Genomic DNA, 20,875 nt, shown 5'->3' on the forward strand with positions numbered 1-20,875 from the left:
GTATTACTCTTCCACTATCCATTTTTCTATATTTCTTGTTTGCGAACTAAAGTTTACCCCCACTTTAAAAAGCTTACGATTATCCGCTTCAAAAGGAAGTGAATAATGTTTCTCGTTAATCTGCCTCAAGGCTTCTTCTGCCGTACCGTTCAACTTAAATTCCATGACATATATGAATTTGTCCGTCTGCAACACAAGGTCAATGCGTCCTTCGCTCGTATGATATTCCACTTTGGTATAGAAGCCAACGAGTTTGAAAACGATAAAAAGCACATTTTCGTAATGCAACTCCTGCTCGCGAATCACGTCATAGCCTGTATCTGCAAAGAAACTTTGCAGACGTCGGAAGAAAGAGTCATAATCACCAGATTCCACTTCACGGACAAACTTCTGAATTTCAAACGGAGACTCTACCTTATTCACGTTCGCATAATAAGGAAGCAGGAAACGAACAAACCCCTCTTCCACTTCACGATTCGGAAAACCTAAACGATATATGCTAAAACGTTCGTCATACCCCTTAATGGTGAGATATCCGCTCTGGTAAATCACCGGAATGGGATTACTAGATTCCGAGTCGATACTGTTCAACACCTGTTCATCTGTTTCCTCATGAGCCATCCGTTCCAAATCATAGTGATGCTTCTTCAACAAGTTCACCAGATAAGTGGGTGTCCCCGTCTCAAACCAGTAGCTGCCGAACTTCATCTTATCAAACGTGTTCAACAGACTGAAAGGGTTATAGATTCCGATGGTATGTTCCACAAAGTGGTAACCATCATAACACTCTTTCAATTCTGCGCACACCTGCTCATAACTCATCTTCTGCTTTTCTGCCAACTGATGCAATTCCTCCTCCAGATTGTCATGTATTTCTTTCTCCGTGATACCGCAAATATCCACAAAGCGTTCATCCATTGAAATATCCTTCAAATTATTCAAGTCACTGAATATGCTCACCTTGCCAAATTTTGTCACCCCAGTCAGCAACGCAAACTTGATGCAGCCGTCCATCGTCTTCAAAGCCCCGTAGAAAGGCTTCAATGTATCCCGGAATTGCTTCTGTAAGTCCTCATTGCCAATTGCCTGCAACATCGGCTTATCATATTCATCCACCAGAATAACCACCCGTTGTCCGGTCTTTTCATAAGCGCGTTCTATAATACCGGCAAAGCGTAGGGAGAACGAACGTTCCGATGGTTCGGCACCATAAAGTTTTTCCCAAGCAGTCAACGATTTATCCAAAATATTATCCAGACTCTCCGGAACATCATACTTCTCGATATTAAGGTCAAGATGCAAAATTGGATGTTCTATCCAATCTTTTTCGAGCTTCTCCACCATCAGTCCAGCAAATAGTTCCTTCTTCCCTTGAAAATATGCTTCCAGGGTAGAGATCAGCAGACTCTTTCCAAAACGGCGCGGACGACTCAAGAAGTAATAACTCCCGGTCTTTACCATCTGATACATCAAGGCCGTTTTATCAACATAGAAATAACCGTCTTGACGGATTTTCTCGAAGTTCTGGATACCAATAGGATATATTTTATTGCTCATACATACTACAACCTTTTAATTATGGTGCATACAAATATACTGCTTTCATTCTATAACACAAAACTAGCAGTGAATTTAATTCTATGATAAAAAAACTTTGGAGGTGAATTATATTCAGATGCAGAAGGTACGGACATATTTCAAGAATTTGAGATAAAATAAGGAACCTTACTATACCCTACTTAAAAGTCAACAAATCCTCCATTTTAGAAATAAACATTACAGTCTTATCAATAAGCGGAAGAATTTCTTCTTCTGCACTTAACATAAATCAATCCCCTCTCGTTCTACATTCTTGTAAAATGGTGAAAAGCTCCTTTCCATCCAGTCCTTAAAAGTATAAAGGATGGGATGAATTTGTACGTCAATAGTCCATCCAAGTTCAAAAAAAGGATAAGAAATATAATCATGGTCATCTAATTCAACTTTATCTTTATTCAGTAAAATAAGAATATCCCAATCCGAATCCTCCCTAGCATCTCCACGAGCTTGTGATCCGAATAAAATAACTTTAGCGCCAGATGGTATTGTCTTAGCTATTGTTTCTTTGATCAATCGTAATATTTCCTCTTTTTGCATATTAAAATACAATTAATAGCATCTTCACTACAAAGATAGTAAGTAAACCTGAAAACACACAGCCTAAACCACAATTATTTTCTTCTGAATGAAGAAATCATCTAAACATCGTACTCTAAAGCAATATATCAAAAAGGATTTATTTCTATAATTTTAAAAACAATGTTTTAACTCTGCTATAAATTTTTGCTGCGACTGAAATCCCAACTCTATTAATAAAAAATCAATTACCGAATCAATGCGTTCCTCTGCTTTAGGAGATATAATGAGATTATACTGACTCATTTCTCATACTTATTCATAAAAGAAGAAATACTACGACATTCTCCCCTCTTATACTGTTCTAATCCAATACGGATATCTTCTTTCACATAATCAGGTGTCTCTTTTGTATAGGACATACTAGAATAATAAGCACCCGCCTGTTCTTTAGCTGTTTTTTGTACAGGCTTCCTCTTTTTTCTATGTGAATAATCCTCTGTCATTTGTTCCTTTATTTTTTGCAAAGTTATCTCTTTATTCTAAAAATCAATCCATTTTCCTCTTTTTGTTTCTATAAATTTTAAATAGGAATAAAAATAGTCGGCATACCATAAGTTTCGTGAAAAGCACGTACAAAGTGGTCGCTACCTGCTTTTGAAGCCGAGTAGGGTGAGTTTGGGTTATACTTTGTTGCCTCTTTGAAAAACTCATCACCATATACTTCGTGTGCTGCTATAGAACGTCCTCCAACAGGACAATAGATTTCAGGACTTTATTAAAACGTTGGATTTCCTGTATAATATTATTTCTATATTTAATCAATGATTGCTATCTTCTCCTTTAAAATATTCCACAAGAACAGAGAATTGCCAATTATATACCTCCGCCACATACGTTTCGGTTCTTTCAACAAACGATATGCCCACTCCAGTCCATGTTCCTGCCACCATATCGGCGCACGCTCCACCGTACCGGCAAAAAAATCAAACACAGCCCCAATCGTACCCACATGACAATGAATATCAAGTTCATCCCAATGAGTATAAACCCACTTCTCCTGTTTTGGAGCAGTCATCCCAATCCATAGAAGATCCGGATCATACTGATTGATAGCCGCAATAATGGCCTCATTATCTTCTTTCGTAAATTCAGATTTATATGGCGGTGAATAAGTCTCTACCCTGATGCCCGGATAGTCTGTTGCCACACGTATTCTTATCATAGAAAGCACATTTTCAGAACTCCCCATGAAGAAACACTTACCACCTTTCTTGTTCAATTTGTCCATCTCATAAAAAAACAGATCCCACCCGGCAATACGCTCTTTGGGTTGCGATTTAGCTTTCAGCCATCCACAAGCTTTCACAATACTTATACCATCTGGAATCAGTGCATCCCCCTTCATGAGCGCATCAGCAAACAAAGAATCCTTTTGAGCGGTATTAAATGAATGAGCATTTACAGTATTAATCAGCACCTTACCTTCTGGAAGCTGCTGTAACTCATCCATACTTTCCACAATAGAAAGCATTTTCAATTTTAGCATTATCGTAAAATGATTGGTTGTTTATAAACAACGATTTAACACGTCTACCATATTATTCTCAAACCGAGACAAGGTAAATTCTCTCTCGAATCTTTCTTTTCCCGCCTCTCCCATTCTTCGGCAAATCTCCGGATGCTCCATCAAGAAAGCGATCTTATCCGCCAGCGCTTTGGCATTTCGCTTCTCCACTACAAATCCGGTCACATCATTTTCTATCACATCCGAGATCCCCCCCTCATCACTGGCAATACATGCTACTCCTTGCTGCATAGCTTCCAGCAAGACTAATGGAAAGCATTCATTATGATAAAATGTAGGAAATACAAAAATATCCGCTTTCTTCCAAAACACACTCTTATCATCGCCATATTTCGCGCCATGAGCAAAGACTTTTCCCTTCAAATCTTTCGTTAAGACATACTGATTAAAGCTATCTTCAGTAATATCACTCCATTTCCCGACACAATGACATTCAAAGTTACAATTCTGTTGTTCTAACAGTTTACAGGCATCCATCAACACCCACACTCCTTTTTCCGCCATCATGTTAGAAAGGAAAAATATATTAAACGTCTTTTCCATCTTCTTATAAATCAGGAATACCGTTGGGACAGATATAGACATTTTTCCTGTCCACAAATTTCTCTATATCTACATATAGAGACTCTGCCAACAGTATAACTTTCAAATTCCTAAAAAATATCCTATAAAGGAAACTGAACGGAAAATCATCCTTTCGTTCTGCCACCCCTTTATTATGGAAATGTACCACCACTTTGCAACCGAATATCTTCAGCATCTGTACCACAATAAAATCTTTACAGAAAGCACCACCATTAGAATTAGGTGTCACATAAACTAATGATGGTTTCAGCTGTTTCACTTCTCTACGAACGGTATTTAGCAACTTCACAAAATGTTTTAGCTTTCTAATACCTACTTTACCAATATCATTAATATTTTTCGCAGTAGTAAGATTGATATAATGACATTCAAAAGCCTCATTAATGACTTTGCTGTCATGGATATATTGCCCCATCATCGCTGCTCCATGCACTGGTGGTGGCAGATGAAGAATAAAAAGAATTGTCGGTTTCATTATCTTCGATGATATTCTCTATATTTCAAAAATTTGGCAAGTATCCACCATGTAAAAGAAGTATATTTTGCTATATTCATCAAACGTCCAATAGGGTCTTTCTTAAAACACGTTCCATATTTTAAAGCTTCATTTCTACTCAAAGGAAGGCGACCGGAAAGCAATTGACAATAAATCAAATTACGTGCTATCCGTCCGCGAGCCTTTAGATAACCAATAGGCAATTCCATAGGCAATCTTTTAATGATGCGCTTCTCCCATTCACCAATACTTGGAGCATTGTTCCACCGAATTATCATTTTGTTCAACCACCCCTGTGAACGAGTAACATCACCACCATCGCTTACGAAAAGAATTTCAGGAATAAATCCCCAATGCCCATAAGTAGAAACCAAAGCCCAAAATTCCAAGTCTTCAGTAATACGTAACTCTTCACGCTGTCCACCTATAATGCGTAAAATATCCGTTCGAATGATGACACTGCCTGTACAAACATGCATATTATCAGCCCAAAACGAAAAGAAATCATCCAAAATAAAAGGCTCTTTATATTTTTCATTACATACGGGCGCAATAGAAGAACCGGAAACGGTCAAATGACGCTGCGCTACGTTAACAGCTATACAATCAAGGTGTTCATCTAAAAAAGAGACTGTTTTTTCAATAAAACCTTGCTCCCAATAATCATCAGCATCAAGGTATGCACAATATCTACCATGCGCAAGTTTTACACCCTTATTTCGAGCCACTGCCGGTCCCGCATTTTGTTGTTGAAACAATATTATATTCGATTCCTTTCTAGCTTTTATCGTTTCCACAGAATTGTCTATGCTACCATCATCTACCAATATCACTTCGTAGGAGTATATTGTCTCTTGCCTAAAAATAGAGTCAAGACATCTCTCTAGTAATGGGATAGCATTGTAAACGGGAATAATAATAGACATATCAATATTCTTATCCATTATATTTTATTTAAGTATTTATCCACCATTTGGCATATAAGTGAATATTAGTATCTTTCAAGCCTATTTTACAATAAAAAAGACTAATCATTAGAAACTAAAATCATATCTAACAACTACAGTGTAAATCAATATCATTAAGAAACCGTTTGATTTTTATAGGATTTCTTTTTTTGTTAATCTATTCTGCTGAATAGATTTTTAGCATACTATTTATTCATTCTAATAAATAAACTTTTTATCCAAATATCTGGCATAGCTAATACTGAAGCCCACTTAAAGCCTATAGAAGAATAACACTTTCTAAATAAATATGTACGCCATGAATAAGCAATATGACCTCGTAAAGGTTGATTATGGGCATAAGCCATATCTATGGTCTCTTCATTATATTCTATCGAACGACAAGAAGTAAGTAGCATTTTCCCTTTAATGGTATTCGTTAAACAGAGAGAAATGCCTTTGTTTTCATTTTTATATCCCCAAAAATCTCCCAAAGACAAATCGCCCACACGACATTTTTGTGTATACCTACAAGAATAACAACTCTCACGTAATATTACTCCCTTCAAAAAACCTTTGAGATATAAATCCTTATATTGTGGACGAATTATCTGCATTCCATTTGTCCGATAAGATATTTGGTAACAATTATTATCTCTAAACTTTATGTTGGTAAGATCATCCACTTGTAAGTTGTCTTTCAATAGCTTTACAGAAGGCGTACCGTGACATAGAATATCAATCAGATAAAGTTGTTCTGCATATTTAGAGAAATGAACTTTTATACCAGCCACTTGGCAAGGTGTTCCAATAAACATCACATTCAATCCACTACACAAGTCATTTTTCATTTGTTCATAGACTTCAGACATGGCACTCTGAACATATTTTGAGCCACAAATCATCACTAAGTCCTCTATATCCACACAGCGAATATGCTTAAAATCAAAAGGCGGTATAAAAGCACTACCATACACCACACCACCTTGTTCCACGAAAAATCTCGACAAAGCAGTAGCTAAGCCTCCCGATGTACAGTTTTTTCGTGTCTTCTCATCCTTACACCATCCAGCAAATGTATGTTTCGGCATTTCTAATGGCTGTTTTACAATCTCTGGGCATACCTTTGTGCAAGCAGAACAATCCACGCAAACATCTTCATCTATCTGTGGATAAATAAAACCTAGTATATCCGTAACCAAACTTATACATTTTTTAGGGCAAACAGAAACACAAGACATACACCCACAACAAGCAGTAACCCCATTTATATTCATAATAATTTATCAAGATATTGAGTTGATTTTTCAATTTCCCTTAGACGTATTTTATTTATATATTCGTAATCAAATTGCTTCATAAGAGCTGCTTTTGCTTGCATTGGTGTTTCTATCAGACAATCATCTAATTCAAATAGATGCAATAAACTCTCCATCCGCGAATTCACCTTATGTCGATGACGATTAAACACAAACACTGGTTTTTGGAATATGATACTGAATGCAGTACCATGAAAAGAATTCGAAACAAAAGCATTACAATGGTAAATCATCGTCACGAAATCAACAGGTCCTACATTAGTAAAATTTTTATCTGCATAACGCAAAGGATAAGTATCTACAATTGCATAAATTTTCAATCCTAACTTCTTTGCATATTCCCGCGCAAAGACCTTCAGCTCATTGTTTCCTTCGAAATCGTAAATCAACAAATAACGTTCCTGCCCCACCATTGGTTTCATCAGACACTTCCACTCTTCCAAGGAAAGCAAAAACACAGGATCAAGTACCCAATCCCCTACTATACCCATCTTCTTCAAGATATCAAGCCCATGATATTCCCGAACAGCAACACCACAAAATGTCATCAAAGAAACCTTAATACGCTCCATCTCATCATTTGGAATATTCAGATACGAGAAACTTGCAGCATATGAAGCTTTGCGTCCTTCCTTCACAAAGTCAAGATAAAAACTTCGATCGCGTCCTGTCTCGTAAAACACATTCCAAATCTGATCACTTCCCACAATATAGAGATCAGCCTGTGGTGGGTTTTCACACAATTCTTCATAGGTGTAATATACCTGTTGTGTTTCTCTCAATACATAATGATTAAAATAATCAAACTGACGCTTGCGGGAAAGGGTCGTCTGTCGCTGCATCCACTTTGCTATACGATACATAAAGCGAGTTAGGGTATAGCGACTCATCCTAGACTCCGGATTCACCCAGTAATAGTCGTATTTATGTGTCAGATATTTTGGTTGAAAGTTTATTATTTCTACATCATGCCCTCTTTGAGTTAAATAAGCTTGCAAGGCATACGCTTGCAATGATGCTCCATAGTTATAGACATCATAGGTTGTTAGTGTTTTTATTTTCATAACTTAGGCTACTATATCCACATTTTACACATCTATGCTTTCGGACAAAAATTTAATATTGCTTGATACTCTCTTTGAGCGCAATTTTCTGTATTGAAAATTTCCTCCAATCGTCTTGATGCCATCCCCATCATCTTTAAATCCTGATGATGAAAATACTCTAAAGCCTCTATTATAGAGTCTTCTTTATAAGAATCAAACGTGCACCCATTTTCATCTCTATGCACCAACTCCGGATAACACCCATTGTATATGGATGTAGCCACAGGCAAACCACATGACATTGCTTCTGGTATAACAAGACTCCAATTGTCTTCCAATGTGGGCAAAATGAACACATCTGATATTGCATAATAACGAAAGACATCAGCATATGGTATCTTTCCTAATAGATGAACCGATTTCATATCTCCAAATTCTTTCTTGATCTTTTCAAAAAGAGGACCGGCACCAATCATTATTAATGCGTCATCCGGATTCCTTTCAATATGCTTCCTCCAAGCATTTAATAAATATTCAGCACCTTTGCGTTCTACCAACTGCCCAGAAAACAAATACACAAGAGATCCATTGCTAAATGTAGCTTTCAGTTCATTTTTCTCCTTCCTTTGCATAGATGATATTCTAGCATTAAGCTGAGTCCCATCGGCACTCATACCTGTTACAAATATTTTTTTCTCACTAATTCCCAGCGATAGCAGATAAAGTTTTGTTTCACTACCATTTACTAAATATCCAGACACAAATAGATCAGTAAGCTTACGATACATTTTTTTCAAACAACCAGTGTTTCGTTCAGTATACCTTGTGCGTTCGTAACCCATTAATAAAGGAATTTTATACATTAGAGAATACAAAATCAGTAAAGGTGTCCATTGATAAAATCCTTCTGTTATCAATACATCAGGTTTAACAAGTCTCACAGCCTTTAGCAGACCGCGAGTAAACGGTATGCGCTTTCCTTTTTCACCATTATATTTTTTAAACGACATCTCGTAGGTATTGAAAAGATACTCTTTATTAAAAGGTAGAGCATTATCACCTAACACCTCTGGAATCTGTTTCAATAAATGTTCACCATTCCGCAATTTATAACGAATGGTAGAATACATAACATAAAATTCACCATGAAACATATCCTTCAGGCATCTGTAAAATGGTAAACGATAGTCAAGAAAAATTGGGTTACAATATAATATTTTCATTTTTTTAAATTACATATATCACGCCATGACCTTGGAAAGCATAAATGCTTCGTTATGTCATACCGATTTATTATTAATGTTATTACTAAAGATATTATAAGACTTACAACAAAACTGATCAACCCGTTCACTAAATTTTCCGGGAATATCAAACAATATAAATTCACAAAAAAAACATGAAACATGTATATACCTAACGAATTTTCACCCAACAAACACAGCCATTTACAATTCAAACATGGCGCAATACAAAGCACTGATAAAAAGAATGATATAGGAAACATATGTTCTGTATAGGGTATACTCATATCAACCCAATAACCTACTGTGAGAAATATAAAAATCAATAGTCCGACATATTTTATAGTATAAGAATATTTATTAAGATGAAACGTTATTACGCCATAAGCAAAAAAACCTAAAGCCAAACCAATTCCAAAAGGAATAGTTGTTTTTAAGACATAATAATCTGCCCATGTCATCGTCCATGTAAATAATGATAATACTAAAAGTACCCAATAAAACCATCTATATTTACTTGCTAACAGAAACAATATATACAAAGAGCAATATGTCGGTAAAAACCATGGAAAAACAAAACCAAAATAATGCTTGAGCGGTGACTGGGTACCATTAATAAAAGCCATCACATATCCCCAACTGAAATTAAAATGATGATTTGTGAAGCTTAACGTCACATAACATAATAAACATACCCAAAAGTATGGAACCCAATTTCTTACTAACACATCACATATATGCTTCCATGAAACTTCAAATTTTTTCTGATAGAAGAATGGTAGTATAAAAAATGCCTGCACATGAAACTGGTAAAGATAATCCCTCATCCCATGTACCGTCGTGCCAGGTGCAAGGATATGATTGTGCCCAAGTACTATTATAATAATAAGCAACCCTTTTATTGCATTTGATCTATTTTTATTCAAATAAGTATATTGTACCATATTATCTTCCCCCTGAAATAACATTATACAACTTGGATGTATATTTACGCAAGAATAGAGCTATAGCATAAAGCAGTACAAATGTCACAATAGGTAAAATCAAAAAACACAAAAGCGATGCTAAATCATTATATGAAAATACTTGGGCTATAGACACCTTCATTATTTTTATTGAAAAAAAATGTGCACAAAAAACAAAAAATGAGCATGAAGCTAATAAAGTCCAATATTCATTGTATTTATAAGAGTAATGATAACAAATATTCCATAACAATAATACTCCTATAATGATACTCATTTTAGAAAATAAAAGGTTCCAACCTTCAATAGAAATGAAAGGTATAAAAAGCCACAACACAGCAGCAGGGATTATCCACTTTAAGGGTAATATTAATCGCTCCAGTGTATTATCTGAACATAGTGAGCCAATAAAGAAAAAGAGCACACCTTCTGTTGATAATATATTACAGTCTACTGGAATCCAGCACCATGCTAAAAACAATAAAACCATAAATGATAAGACTTTCACTCGCCTCATACATTCCATGACTGGTGAACACACAACTAATACCATCAATGAGGCTACATACCACAGATGAAAACTATATTTACCAGACAGCAATTCAAACCAATTGAAATTTTCAATTGATATTTGTTTTGAAACGATTAAAATAGCAAGTCCTATCAGCATCCAAAACAAATATGGAACAAAAAGGGTTGTTATCCTAGACTTTATTTTTTGCCTATATCCATAGATGGACAAGGACTCATTTTTAAAAAAGAAGAATCCTGACATTATAAAGAAAAAAGGTACAGCAAGTCTTGTCTGATACATGATATAATTTTGTATCTGTGTATTATAATTATCAGGAAAATTCGATACACAATCAGGATAGAAAGCTGCAAAGTTCAGTGAATGACGATAAATAACAAATAGTGTGCACCATACTGAGGCAATCCTAAATGCAATACTAATTCTTTTATTTTTCATATATCATTATTTGCGTTGTACACGCAGAAAGTGGTAACCAACAGTAATTATTGCAAAGTATGAAATTGTTATTATGCAACCTTTCCCAGAAAGAAATCCATAAGAATAACCATTAAACAATGCTGTTACTATGGCTGCTGTCAGTCCCGTAAAGCCAAGTTTCTTTGATTGTAGGATAAATGAAGACAATGAAAAAAAGAGATGAATGCCAGCAAATATACATCCTACAAAGCCTAGACTACCATAGAATCCGAGATAATTATTATGAGCATCAGGTGAAAGTACTGATCCTTTCTCACTCACAACACGCTCAACACAAGCAAACCCCCAACCAAATAAAGGACGTTCTCTTGCAAAATATAATATGTCATTCCAAAGCCTTTCACGACCAGTAACCGACTCCACTGATTCACGCGTTTTACCAGGCATTATGATTAATAGTAAATCCATCATCTGATCCCGAAAGAACCAAGTTAAAACACCAGCAGTTATTATTAGTACTCCCCAGAATGCTTTACCACAGAAAAACATTGCAGCTCCCATCCCAGCAATTGCGGATGCATTAGCACCGCTACTTGTACTTGTTATCAACAAGATGAAGCCACAGATCATAGAGTTTCTCAAAAAGCATTTCCGCCTCTTGTCCTTATTCTCTTTAATCCATTCTCCAAAACAATAAGCCACACAAAGTGCAGACACACTACCAGTTTGAAGCAAATGGATAAATAAAGAAAAAGAACCTATTAAACGTGCACCAATAGCTGAAAAAATGGCTACTATCAATAGAAAATAGACCAAAGCCTTTTCAATCTGCCTAAAACTATCTAAAAGACTAAACATCCAAAATGTAAGCAGTATAAAAACGAAGTTTTGTACCACCATAAAGCATGCAAAAAATGGTTTATAGGCCCATAAAACACTCAACAAAGCATATCCGTAAAACAACAATAGAGTATTAATAGGAATCATATTCGTTCTTGTTAGCCTACTAATGCATCTTGGCCATCGACGATAAACGAGAAAAAACATACCTGTCAAAGAAAATATCTGTAAGCCAGCTGCCAAACCTCCATCATCAGAAGCTATAAATATGGTCCGATAGATCCAAATTAGAAAAAATAATGAAATCCATCTAAATGGCTTTCTCAATGCTAGCCTCAGAAACATGGTTCTCTTATATACGAATCTGAACATGAATATATTAATTTTCTAATTTGATATCAAACAAACAACTTTTTTCGTTGCCACAGATAAAACTAATGTTATACTAAACACCACAAATATGTATAACTCACTACAAAATGAGTATCGTTCAAGCATCCCAAACAACACGCATCCATGAAACAAATATATTTCAAGGGAATAACGCTGCAGAACTCTCCATAATGATTCCAGATGCGTCACTTCTACCAAACGCATAAAACCAAAAATAACAAATGGAAATATATAAGACTGAATTTCATCACTCACATTTATAATCACCTTTGGCCAATGCACATATTTATCAGTTAAATTAAATCCCCAAAAGACAAAGAATAAAAAGACAAATAAAGCAAACCAATTATTATTTGCCAGTAGCTTATGTAACCCTTTAAATGTAGCTAACATCATACCTATGATAAATGTTATCATCTGTAATCCACCAAGTAGAGGATATGGTAAAAACTGTTCAAAATACAATGCTACTGCAATATAAACAACTAATAGTAAAGTAACTATAATTATTATTTTTCTAGCATTTTGAGTATAAAGCAAGGCTATGTAAGTCATTCCATAGAGATTGATTATAGAAAAAATATACCAAGAAAAGGGAATATAACAACATAATAATACTCTTTTCCAATCCAAACCTTCAAAATCAGATATTCCCCAGTAAAATAGTACCACTATAGTATATGTCAAAATGATTGGTAGTACTCTCTTTCTCAAAAAAGACTTTTGATAATCTGCTTTATGGATCACTCCCTGCATCAGTCCATAACCTGAAATAAAAAAGAATAAACTAACAGAGAATAATCCCAAAGAGCAGAACAACTTGTAAAGGACTAAACCATGAAATTCCTTACTACAATGACCAACAAATACCCCTAATATAGCTATGCCTTTTAGAACATTACATGTTTGTAGACTTAGTTCCTTATTGTTACTTTTCCTACGAAAAGTTAGGAGCAGTAACAATAAGAACAAAAGATTGAATATTTCCATGTCAAACACGTGCAGCTATATCAGCGCACATAGAGCCTACATTGTCCCAACTAATAATTTGCTGTGAGGTAAATTTCAAACCAAAATGTTTCTCAATACCAACAACCAGTTGTATATGTGAAAGTGAATCCCACTCTTCCACATCATCAGAGACTGTATCGAAGTCAATCTCAAGTTCATCATTGTCAAGCACGTCACGAAATATTTCCTGAACTTGCACCAAAATTTCTTTTTTTTTCATGTTATTTTTATTTAAATTATAAAATATTCATCCCTGCATTTACGGGTATATTTACACCATTCACGTGCTGCGGGGCGTAAACCAAAGATTCAATCACGGCCGCAGTATCTTCAGCAAGCAAAATTTGTTTCAACGGATGCTCTGCTACTAATTGCTCTATTACCCGAGAATCTGTATTAGCTGTAAAATTAGTCAACATAAAATCCGGAGAAACACAATTACTGGTAATTCCCAGCTTTATATATTCCCTACTCCACGTTTTTGCCATTTGTGCTATATACGCTTTTGATGAACTATACATTCCATAGCCTAATGGTGGAACTCCAATAAGAGACGACGTAAGTACTGTAATTATTTTACCTTTTTTTTTCTTACGGAATATTTCAAGTGCCGCCAATGTAATGGCGATAGTAGGCAAAACATTGTTTTGAAAATCCCCAGCCAATTGTTCTACTGTCAGTTTATGAAAACGTATTCCTTCAGGTGAACCAGTCCATGCATTATTAATTAATACATCAAGATTCCACTCTTTCATGACTCCTGTCATTTTTTGCAAATCTTCTACTTTCGTCTGATCACATTTAAAAGCAACTACATTCTTATGCTTTGACATAATAGTCTTAGCATCTATATCAGATTTGCAATAAGTAAAATACACACAATTATCAGTATTTGCAGCCAAAGATGTTACGATTGCACGGCCTAATCCTCCAGTTCCACCTGTTACTAATATATTCATATTACACTTATTTGTACATGTCCACGAGCAACTGTTTTTCTACTCTCATTTTTGAAATAAAACTTAAGATTAACAACATTGACACTCTCAAAAACTTCCTCAACAGATACCTCAGCGTCTAATATATCATTCATAAATACCGGTTGTCGATAACTTATATCTTGCGAGTTAATGAGAACATTCTGTGTTGGCAGACACTCACCTATAAGTTTTGAAACAAAAGCATTGAGTATATTACCATACATCACCCGTTCATTAAAACCTTTACTTTTAGCAAACCTTTCATCAGTATGAAGTGGATTGAAATCACCACTGCATAATTGAAATGCATTATATACATCTTCTGTTACTTTAAATGTATGATGTATCGATTGCATATTTTTGAATAGTTCAATCATCTCTATTTCCTTTCAATATAACACTTTAGACCTTTATAGTTCGCAATATCAAGCATATACTTTGCTGCCTCTGAATCCCCTATTCTCTCAAAACCAAGCTTAGGATAATGTTGTTCTACCATACTATTCTTCATAGTTGGTAAATATTCTCCAACAATAAATTTGAAACCATTCCGACGAGAATATTCAACGATAGTATTAAGAGCAAAATTTTCCACTCCGCGTTTCAACACTCGGCAACTCATTAACCATGTATCTATAAATAAAGTTTCTATATCCAGTTTCTTTAAAATAATGACACATATTAAACCATTATCACCAAATTTATCAGTGAGAGTGAATGAAAAAGTAGCATAATCTTTATTCTCTTTGATAGCAATAATCTCCGCTTCAGTATATCTAACTGTACGCAAGTTGAACTGGTTGCTACGCTGAGAAAGTTGTGCAATACGAGGTATATTAAAATTGTTAAAGCACTCAACCTTACTAATCATATTAAGTGACTTCAGAAAATCCTCCTCATTAGTGAATTTTTTCTGTAAAGAAATTCTTTGTGCTTCAACCCGATATTGTTTAGTCCGATCATTGTCGCCAAGACTGTAAGAAGTAGTCTCAAAAAGGTTTAGTGAGTAGAGATATTCTAAATAATCACTTGGATCCTCTGGTAATTCTGGGACAACAATTCCTGGAATATTCTCACGAACCATATTACGCTCAAATGGGTTGTCATCAAGAAAAACCATCGAATCGAAACCTATATTAAGTATATTCTGAATAACACGAATATTATCGGCTTTATTATCCCAATTAGCAATGAATACGGCAATATCATCTAATTTCAATACCATTTCTGGATTCTTGTCAAAAGGTTCTTTTGCTTTGTCTTCATCATTCTTTGAGCATACAGCAATGATAATACCTCGATTCTTCAGTTTCTTGACCCACTGCTGAATTTCTGTATATGCCTTACCAACACCAAGCCCATGTCCCACTTGAATATTTTCCCAACCATCATCACCCACGATTCCTCCCCATACAGTGTTGTCAAGATCAAGGATAAGACATTTTTTAAAATTACCCTCCACAGCTGCAATGATGTCAACAGTACGTGATGCTACATAAGGTAACATATCAAGACTGAAAATCATTTCAGTACTAACATATACTGAAGGATCAAACATTATATCGCGACCGTATTTAGCCGATAACCCTGCCAAATTACAAACAAATAAATTAGGATACTGCTGCGAAAGTTTGAATAATTCAAAGTTTAACTTAGAAAGTTGATACATAAACGAACTTTCCACTTTCGAAGCATAGCTACCAAAAACTGTATCTTCAATCTCTGGATAGTTATAATAGATGATACGTCCTTTTACTTGCTCACATAATAAATGAATAAAATTGAGACGTTCATCGGCCAACATAGCCTGTTTGGTAGGACTCATCATATTATATTTTTCTAATATCTTATGTGTTGACTGAAAAACGACAGTATAATCGGCACAAAATTCATGCATCTCAGAGACCGGATCCATCACTTGTAATTCTACTTGGTTGTAATCTGCCTCCCATAGTTTGACATTATAACCACGCAAGATTCCTTCTCCCTTAATAGATGTAGCCAGAAATTGTGTAGCTGTATCACCAAGTAAAGCTATCTTTATTAGTTTACCTTGCAAATCTGTTTGCTTACAAGCATTTTTATATTCTTTAAATGTATACATATATTTATTATTTCAAAAACTCTGCAATTTCTTCTCGCCTATCCATATAGTATTTTTCAAAATTCTTTTGTAGTTTATCCAAACTAAATCTCTCTTCTTTCGGATATTGCTGCATTTCATATTCAATTACTTGTTCTGGTGTCATATTAAAACCAATTACTTGTGCCGGATTACCTGCCACAATGGCATAGGCAGGTACATTTTTCAAAACTACAGCTCCAGGAGCTACAGTTGCCCCTCTACCTACTTTTACAGAACCAAGCACCAAAGCTCCTGCTGCCACACGAACGTCATCACCGATAATTGGTTGTCCCACCTCTGTTCTATGTCCAATGCTTACTCCTTGGTTTATCCAACAATTACGTCCCATCTTGGCAGGTGATATAATAGTACCATAACCATGCTGAATTAACAATCCTCCAGCTATTTCTGATGTTTCAGATATATCAAGCAAAGGTTGTGCATTTGCAAAAATCCCTAAAAACTTCGCATAGAAATGGTGATACCTCCCCACACGAGCATAAAATACATTTCTGAACATTGTATAGAATGTCATCAAATAACAAAAAGAATAGAATCCTGTTGATCCCTTACCACCCATAAATTGATAAGAATTTCGCAACACATCTTTTGCTATCACGTCTTTATTTATCGCGGTCCTATAATACAAATAATGCAGTATTAATCGCAAAGAGGATACATATACAAATATCTTTTTCATTTTTATTTTCGATTTTCAGGAGAATACAAAATTCGTCTTGTCTTATTCTTCAACTTTAATATCTTAAACAACATACAATAGCATCGACTATAGATAAAAAAAAGAGGTTTATGTCTCACAAATTTCAAAAATTTAGGATCTATATATTTGCGTAGTTCTGACAAATGTTCATTAACAAACAAATAATTTTTTACTTGACTATATACTTTATTATTCCAAGGTAATTCAGGAACAAAAAAAGTTCGAATATGAGCTATACAGCGATCTCTATCAATAAGATATTTTATTTCTATCCCAGCATCAACTGTCAATTGATACATCAATGCTCCAAAATATTCAAGATAAGATAAAGAAGATACTAATGAATGCATAAGAGATGTACCATTCACACCATTATAGTAGACCACATCATCTATAATCTGATACTTAAAAACACGAGGCCAAATAATCATATTAGTCAACAAATCCTCACCGACAGATATCTTAATTATTTTTTTAAAGTCATTTTCTGAAAACAGATCTTTACGGTACACTCCAGCCCAAAGGAAGCAGGGGATATCATAACGAATAAGTGATTCTAAATATTGTAAAGGGTTGCAGATTGTAATATTTCTTAAGCGAGGATAGTCCGTTACTATCCTATCTTCATTATAATACAACTTATGTATACCTTTTACCACATCATATTCCCCCTCAATTGCCGTACTTAGAAGTTTTGTAAGTGCACCTTCTGCCAACCAGTCATCCGAGTCAAGAAACATTATATACTTTGATTTTGCCTGCTGAAAACCAGCCAATCGAGCAGACACAAGTCCTCCATTAGCCTTATGTATCACTTTTATTCGTTTATCTCTTGTCGCATATTCATCACAGATTTGTGGACAATGGTCAGGACTTCCATCATCTACTAATATGAGTTCATAGTCCTCAAAATCTTGCGATAATACAGATTCTATGCAACGAATGAGATAAGCTTCCACATTGTATATAGGAACCAAAATAGATATTACAGGTATATTCATTTTCATTATATATTGTCTGACATGGTTACAATGTTCAAAATTCAAAGATTTCGAAAGGTCTACCATTTACCATAGCCGCTGTCTTAGCAAATGCACTGCGGTACATTTGCCCTGAACGAGCGAGATATACTTTTTCAGCTTTAGATATTAAGAAAAAATCGAGAAATGTTTTCATATTCACATCATCACTATGCTGATAATCTATATGTCCAATTTTACCTGGAATGACATACACATCAGGCAGTTGTTTCACTTTCTCTATAAATGTAGGACTATCTGATGTCACCAATACGCGTTCATGTAATGGAGCATATTTGCGTATAATCTCCACTGCTCTAAGACATTCATCAATTAATTTACTACGTGCTTCTGATGATAACACAACAGTAGTACAATCCTCAAAATCACCCAACAATGTAGTAAAACGATAAGATATCGAAATGTACTTCCCCCCCATCTTTTCCAAATGGAAACATATTTGCTCATGTAGCTTGGGAACTGGTTTGAATAGTTCATTAAAACTTTTGCCGAAATTATCCAGAGAACTATCTGTAAATAAATTAGTATACACATGGATTTGTTGTTTATCGACAGCAAATCTATCATCCATCCATTTATTTACGAGCGGATAAAGATGACCACTAAGGCGCAAACGCTCCACATCAGGGCCATACATCATTCTAACAGGCAATGAAAACTTCAAATTATAACTTAAATCACTATCATTTAATAACCAATCATATTCATTTGGAATAAGATAATCTTGTAGACAAAAAGGATGAATAAATTTAATTCTATATTTCCGGTTATTTTTTTTACACCAATCGAATAACGCAGTTATAGCCCTTAATCTATCACATAAACCTGCATGCCAAGTCCAACCATTATTTATATATACAATAATTTTTTGTTGTGAGTGTGGAATACTTTTATCACAATAATGCGGAAGTAATTCGCGTTTTTCACAATTATTCTGAATAACCAAATTGTATGCCCAATCCCCCCATAAAGCTTTGTATATTTTTACATAAATCCGTTTAATCATATCCTTAAATTAATTTAGCATATCTAAATCTCATATTGAACCAATAACTCACCACAATCACTTTGGAGAAATTTCTCTAATAACTCTTCCTCTAAAGCACCTTTTACTATAATGTATCCTTCAGCTACAACCTTAGCAGGATTGCCTGCAATTATACTATATTCTTTTATTTCTCCTAATGAACGAGAAATTACAGTATTAGCAGAAACAATACATCCTTTAGGTATTATTGTACCTTTTGAGAGGTAACTTCGTGTACATAACCAGACTCTGTCTCCTATTACAATTTTAGAATGTATATCTTTCACAGATTGTTTTTTAATGTTATATTTATAATGAAAATCAGTATCGTATATAGTAGTACCTGCTGCAATAATTACATCTTTACCAATGACAATTTCTTCTTGACAACCAACATTACAGCAACTACAAATATAGCATCCTGTCCCTATAACAATCCTACCAACCGAGTATAACATTATACGACTACCGGACATTATAACAGCAGAACCTTGAAATATTAAAGAACCACCATCGTTTACATATTCGAATGTTCCACAAGAATTATATGGATTATGCTGCGTAACATTTAAACGTATCATTTTAAAATAAATATCTTCGGTCTCAATAATAATATTGCCATGCATTGATATAAAATGCGGCCATCCATAACAGGCTATAGGTAGACGTCTTGCTTGTTTAAATGGTAAGTAATAAAAATTTAGAATTACACTTAACAAAGGATTATACCAATTAGTAGAACATTTCATTATGATTTTACCTATAATTTATCATATTTATTTAAATAATCTTATCCACAAATTTCTCAATCTTTTTACAAATGACAAGGTTTCTCCACACCATGTGCCATCATAATGGTGAATACATACTGTATTTTCCGTTATGGCCAATTCATTAGTAGTATAGTGCTTTGCACAAAAAAAATCTAAAGGATATATACGAGGTAACGATTTACTATTCTCCAAATAAAGTTTTAATAAATAAGAATTCGGCCAACTCAAATCACGCCCTTTTATATTAATAAAATGTTTATATCTATACGTATCTAGAAATCCAACCACCCAAGGAGTATTTGGCTCCGCAGCAATACAGCCTGTATTGATTTTACCTTCATCCTCAAGACCTACAAACGATTGTTGATTAAGGAATTTATCAAACGACCCAATCACCTCTATATCAGTATCTAAGTATATACCACCGACAGTTGATAATGCATATAATCTACAGACATCTGCAACAAAAGCGAATTTTTGCATGTTATAGGCTTCTCGACAGAAACGCCATTGTTTGTAATCGAAATTTAACTCATTCCACTCTAAAAATACGTAATCAGGCAATTTTTTTCGCCATGAGTTTATAGATTCTATCACCACATATGGTTTTTCTTTACCACCGAACCAACAATAATGAATTATTTTAGGAATCATCAAATACTTATTTTAGATATTATCAATAAATAATCAAACTCTTGCAATACATAT

General features: G+C 34.7%; 23 protein-coding genes and 1 pseudogene. All 24 read right to left on the reverse strand.

All coding sequences use genetic code 11. From position 1 onward, the window contains the following. Positions 1–3: 3 nt before the first annotated feature. A complete protein-coding gene (locus ACNOGP_RS17355) occupies positions 4–1,557 on the reverse strand; it encodes an ATP-binding protein (protein WP_418213321.1) in 1,554 nt (517 codons plus the stop codon). A 261-nt stretch (positions 1,558–1,818) separates the two neighbouring features. Further along, entirely contained in the window at positions 1,819–2,136 is a 318-nt protein-coding gene (locus tag ACNOGP_RS17360) for a nucleotidyltransferase domain-containing protein (RefSeq protein WP_418213322.1), read from the reverse strand. 281 nt (positions 2,137–2,417) lie between these two features. After that, positions 2,418–2,621 (reverse strand): hypothetical protein, encoded by a 204-nt coding sequence (locus ACNOGP_RS17365; protein ID WP_418213323.1) that lies wholly within the window; start codon positions 2,619–2,621, stop codon positions 2,418–2,420. Between the two features lie 92 nt (positions 2,622–2,713). Continuing rightward, positions 2,714–2,845: pseudogene (locus tag ACNOGP_RS17370) on the reverse strand (GDP-mannose 4,6-dehydratase); the annotation flags it as partial. Between the two features lie 87 nt (positions 2,846–2,932). Beyond that, positions 2,933–3,664, reverse strand: coding sequence for a WecB/TagA/CpsF family glycosyltransferase (locus ACNOGP_RS17375; protein ID WP_418213324.1), 732 nt, complete (start codon positions 3,662–3,664; stop codon positions 2,933–2,935). A gap of 21 nt (positions 3,665–3,685) precedes the next feature. Beyond that, positions 3,686–4,246, reverse strand: a complete 561-nt coding sequence (locus tag ACNOGP_RS17380; protein ID WP_418213325.1) for a glycosyltransferase family 4 protein — start codon at positions 4,244–4,246, stop codon at positions 3,686–3,688. A 4-nt stretch (positions 4,247–4,250) separates the two neighbouring features. Beyond that, positions 4,251–4,763 (reverse strand): hypothetical protein, encoded by a 513-nt coding sequence (locus ACNOGP_RS17385; RefSeq protein ID WP_418213326.1) that lies wholly within the window; start codon positions 4,761–4,763, stop codon positions 4,251–4,253. Continuing rightward, positions 4,763–5,728 carry a glycosyltransferase family 2 protein gene (locus ACNOGP_RS17390; RefSeq protein WP_418213327.1) on the reverse strand — a complete coding sequence of 322 codons (966 nt, stop codon included), beginning with the start codon at positions 5,726–5,728 and terminating at the stop codon, positions 4,763–4,765. The genes ACNOGP_RS17385 and ACNOGP_RS17390 overlap by 1 nt, the downstream gene beginning before the upstream one ends. Before the next feature lie 209 nt (positions 5,729–5,937). Beyond that, complete coding sequence (locus ACNOGP_RS17395; protein WP_418213328.1) at positions 5,938–7,008, reverse strand: Coenzyme F420 hydrogenase/dehydrogenase, beta subunit C-terminal domain; 1,071 nt, start codon at positions 7,006–7,008, stop codon at positions 5,938–5,940. Then, positions 7,005–8,114 (reverse strand): polysaccharide pyruvyl transferase family protein, encoded by a 1,110-nt coding sequence (locus ACNOGP_RS17400; RefSeq protein ID WP_418213329.1) that lies wholly within the window; start codon positions 8,112–8,114, stop codon positions 7,005–7,007. Before ACNOGP_RS17400 ends, ACNOGP_RS17395 begins: the two co-directional genes overlap by 4 nt. Before the next feature lie 32 nt (positions 8,115–8,146). After that, on the reverse strand, positions 8,147–9,319 hold the full coding sequence (locus ACNOGP_RS17405; RefSeq protein WP_418213330.1) for a glycosyltransferase family 4 protein: 1,173 nt from the start codon (positions 9,317–9,319) through the stop codon (positions 8,147–8,149). Continuing rightward, on the reverse strand, positions 9,316–10,308 hold the full coding sequence (locus ACNOGP_RS17410; RefSeq protein ID WP_418213331.1) for an acyltransferase family protein: 993 nt from the start codon (positions 10,306–10,308) through the stop codon (positions 9,316–9,318). Before ACNOGP_RS17410 ends, ACNOGP_RS17405 begins: the two co-directional genes overlap by 4 nt. Continuing rightward, on the reverse strand, positions 10,286–11,275 hold the full coding sequence (locus ACNOGP_RS17415) for an acyltransferase family protein (protein WP_418213332.1): 990 nt from the start codon (positions 11,273–11,275) through the stop codon (positions 10,286–10,288). The genes ACNOGP_RS17410 and ACNOGP_RS17415 overlap by 23 nt, the downstream gene beginning before the upstream one ends. A 6-nt stretch (positions 11,276–11,281) precedes the next feature. Then, positions 11,282–12,244, reverse strand: coding sequence for an O-antigen ligase family protein (locus ACNOGP_RS17420; protein ID WP_418213333.1), 963 nt, complete (start codon positions 12,242–12,244; stop codon positions 11,282–11,284). Positions 12,245–12,484: 240 nt separating this feature from the next. Next, positions 12,485–13,480, reverse strand: a complete 996-nt coding sequence (locus ACNOGP_RS17425; protein ID WP_418213334.1) for an acyltransferase family protein — start codon at positions 13,478–13,480, stop codon at positions 12,485–12,487. 1 nt (position 13,481) lies between these two features. Further along, positions 13,482–13,721 (reverse strand): acyl carrier protein, encoded by a 240-nt coding sequence (locus ACNOGP_RS17430; protein WP_418213335.1) that lies wholly within the window; start codon positions 13,719–13,721, stop codon positions 13,482–13,484. 16 nt (positions 13,722–13,737) lie between these two features. Continuing rightward, entirely contained in the window at positions 13,738–14,460 is a 723-nt protein-coding gene (locus ACNOGP_RS17435; RefSeq protein ID WP_418213336.1) for an SDR family NAD(P)-dependent oxidoreductase, read from the reverse strand. Continuing rightward, positions 14,457–14,858, reverse strand: a complete 402-nt coding sequence (locus ACNOGP_RS17440) for a MaoC/PaaZ C-terminal domain-containing protein (RefSeq protein WP_418213337.1) — start codon at positions 14,856–14,858, stop codon at positions 14,457–14,459. Before ACNOGP_RS17440 ends, ACNOGP_RS17435 begins: the two co-directional genes overlap by 4 nt. 2 nt (positions 14,859–14,860) lie before the next feature. Further along, positions 14,861–16,585 (reverse strand): HAD-IIIC family phosphatase, encoded by a 1,725-nt coding sequence (locus tag ACNOGP_RS17445; RefSeq protein ID WP_418213338.1) that lies wholly within the window; start codon positions 16,583–16,585, stop codon positions 14,861–14,863. A 7-nt stretch (positions 16,586–16,592) separates the two neighbouring features. Continuing rightward, positions 16,593–17,306 (reverse strand): serine acetyltransferase, encoded by a 714-nt coding sequence (locus ACNOGP_RS17450; RefSeq protein WP_418213339.1) that lies wholly within the window; start codon positions 17,304–17,306, stop codon positions 16,593–16,595. A 2-nt stretch (positions 17,307–17,308) separates the two neighbouring features. Continuing rightward, a complete protein-coding gene (locus tag ACNOGP_RS17455) occupies positions 17,309–18,328 on the reverse strand; it encodes a glycosyltransferase family 2 protein (protein ID WP_418213340.1) in 1,020 nt (339 codons plus the stop codon). A gap of 34 nt (positions 18,329–18,362) precedes the next feature. After that, positions 18,363–19,373 (reverse strand): hypothetical protein, encoded by a 1,011-nt coding sequence (locus ACNOGP_RS17460; RefSeq protein ID WP_418213341.1) that lies wholly within the window; start codon positions 19,371–19,373, stop codon positions 18,363–18,365. Positions 19,374–19,396: 23 nt separating this feature from the next. Next, positions 19,397–20,143: an acyltransferase gene (locus ACNOGP_RS17465; protein ID WP_418213342.1), complete on the reverse strand. Its 747-nt coding sequence runs from the start codon at positions 20,141–20,143 to the stop codon at positions 19,397–19,399. Between the two features lie 27 nt (positions 20,144–20,170). Further along, entirely contained in the window at positions 20,171–20,821 is a 651-nt protein-coding gene (locus tag ACNOGP_RS17470; RefSeq protein ID WP_418213343.1) for a glycosyltransferase family 32 protein, read from the reverse strand. Positions 20,822–20,875: the final 54 nt, after the last annotated feature.

Source organism: Bacteroides difficilis, assembly GCF_048319815.1.
Taxonomy (GTDB): Bacteria; Bacteroidota; Bacteroidia; order Bacteroidales; family Bacteroidaceae; genus Bacteroides; species Bacteroides zhangwenhongii.

Excerpts from the sequence above, each read along its gene's own strand:
- ACNOGP_RS17355 (WP_418213321.1), bottom strand. The coding sequence starts at position 1,557 with ATGAGCAATAAAATATATCCTATTGGTATCCAGAACTTCGAGAAAATC.
- ACNOGP_RS17360 (WP_418213322.1), bottom strand. The coding sequence starts at position 2,136 with ATGCAAAAAGAGGAAATATTACGATTGATCAAAGAAACAATAGCTAAG.
- ACNOGP_RS17365 (WP_418213323.1), bottom strand. The coding sequence starts at position 2,621 with ATGACAGAGGATTATTCACATAGAAAAAAGAGGAAGCCTGTACAAAAA.
- ACNOGP_RS17375 (WP_418213324.1), bottom strand. The coding sequence starts at position 3,664 with ATGCTAAAATTGAAAATGCTTTCTATTGTGGAAAGTATGGATGAGTTA.
- ACNOGP_RS17380 (WP_418213325.1), bottom strand. The coding sequence starts at position 4,246 with ATGGAAAAGACGTTTAATATATTTTTCCTTTCTAACATGATGGCGGAA.
- ACNOGP_RS17385 (WP_418213326.1), bottom strand. The coding sequence starts at position 4,763 with ATGAAACCGACAATTCTTTTTATTCTTCATCTGCCACCACCAGTGCAT.
- ACNOGP_RS17390 (WP_418213327.1), bottom strand. The coding sequence starts at position 5,728 with ATGGATAAGAATATTGATATGTCTATTATTATTCCCGTTTACAATGCT.
- ACNOGP_RS17395 (WP_418213328.1), bottom strand. The coding sequence starts at position 7,008 with ATGAATATAAATGGGGTTACTGCTTGTTGTGGGTGTATGTCTTGTGTT.
- ACNOGP_RS17400 (WP_418213329.1), bottom strand. The coding sequence starts at position 8,114 with ATGAAAATAAAAACACTAACAACCTATGATGTCTATAACTATGGAGCA.
- ACNOGP_RS17405 (WP_418213330.1), bottom strand. The coding sequence starts at position 9,319 with ATGAAAATATTATATTGTAACCCAATTTTTCTTGACTATCGTTTACCA.
- ACNOGP_RS17410 (WP_418213331.1), bottom strand. The coding sequence starts at position 10,308 with ATGTTATTTCAGGGGGAAGATAATATGGTACAATATACTTATTTGAAT.
- ACNOGP_RS17415 (WP_418213332.1), bottom strand. The coding sequence starts at position 11,275 with ATGAAAAATAAAAGAATTAGTATTGCATTTAGGATTGCCTCAGTATGG.
- ACNOGP_RS17420 (WP_418213333.1), bottom strand. The coding sequence starts at position 12,244 with ATGATTCCTATTAATACTCTATTGTTGTTTTACGGATATGCTTTGTTG.
- ACNOGP_RS17425 (WP_418213334.1), bottom strand. The coding sequence starts at position 13,480 with ATGGAAATATTCAATCTTTTGTTCTTATTGTTACTGCTCCTAACTTTT.
- ACNOGP_RS17430 (WP_418213335.1), bottom strand. The coding sequence starts at position 13,721 with ATGAAAAAAAAAGAAATTTTGGTGCAAGTTCAGGAAATATTTCGTGAC.
- ACNOGP_RS17435 (WP_418213336.1), bottom strand. The coding sequence starts at position 14,460 with ATGAATATATTAGTAACAGGTGGAACTGGAGGATTAGGCCGTGCAATC.
- ACNOGP_RS17440 (WP_418213337.1), bottom strand. The coding sequence starts at position 14,858 with ATGATTGAACTATTCAAAAATATGCAATCGATACATCATACATTTAAA.
- ACNOGP_RS17445 (WP_418213338.1), bottom strand. The coding sequence starts at position 16,585 with ATGTATACATTTAAAGAATATAAAAATGCTTGTAAGCAAACAGATTTG.
- ACNOGP_RS17450 (WP_418213339.1), bottom strand. The coding sequence starts at position 17,306 with ATGAAAAAGATATTTGTATATGTATCCTCTTTGCGATTAATACTGCAT.
- ACNOGP_RS17455 (WP_418213340.1), bottom strand. The coding sequence starts at position 18,328 with ATGAATATACCTGTAATATCTATTTTGGTTCCTATATACAATGTGGAA.
- ACNOGP_RS17460 (WP_418213341.1), bottom strand. The coding sequence starts at position 19,373 with ATGATTAAACGGATTTATGTAAAAATATACAAAGCTTTATGGGGGGAT.
- ACNOGP_RS17465 (WP_418213342.1), bottom strand. The coding sequence starts at position 20,143 with ATGAAATGTTCTACTAATTGGTATAATCCTTTGTTAAGTGTAATTCTA.
- ACNOGP_RS17470 (WP_418213343.1), bottom strand. The coding sequence starts at position 20,821 with ATGATTCCTAAAATAATTCATTATTGTTGGTTCGGTGGTAAAGAAAAA.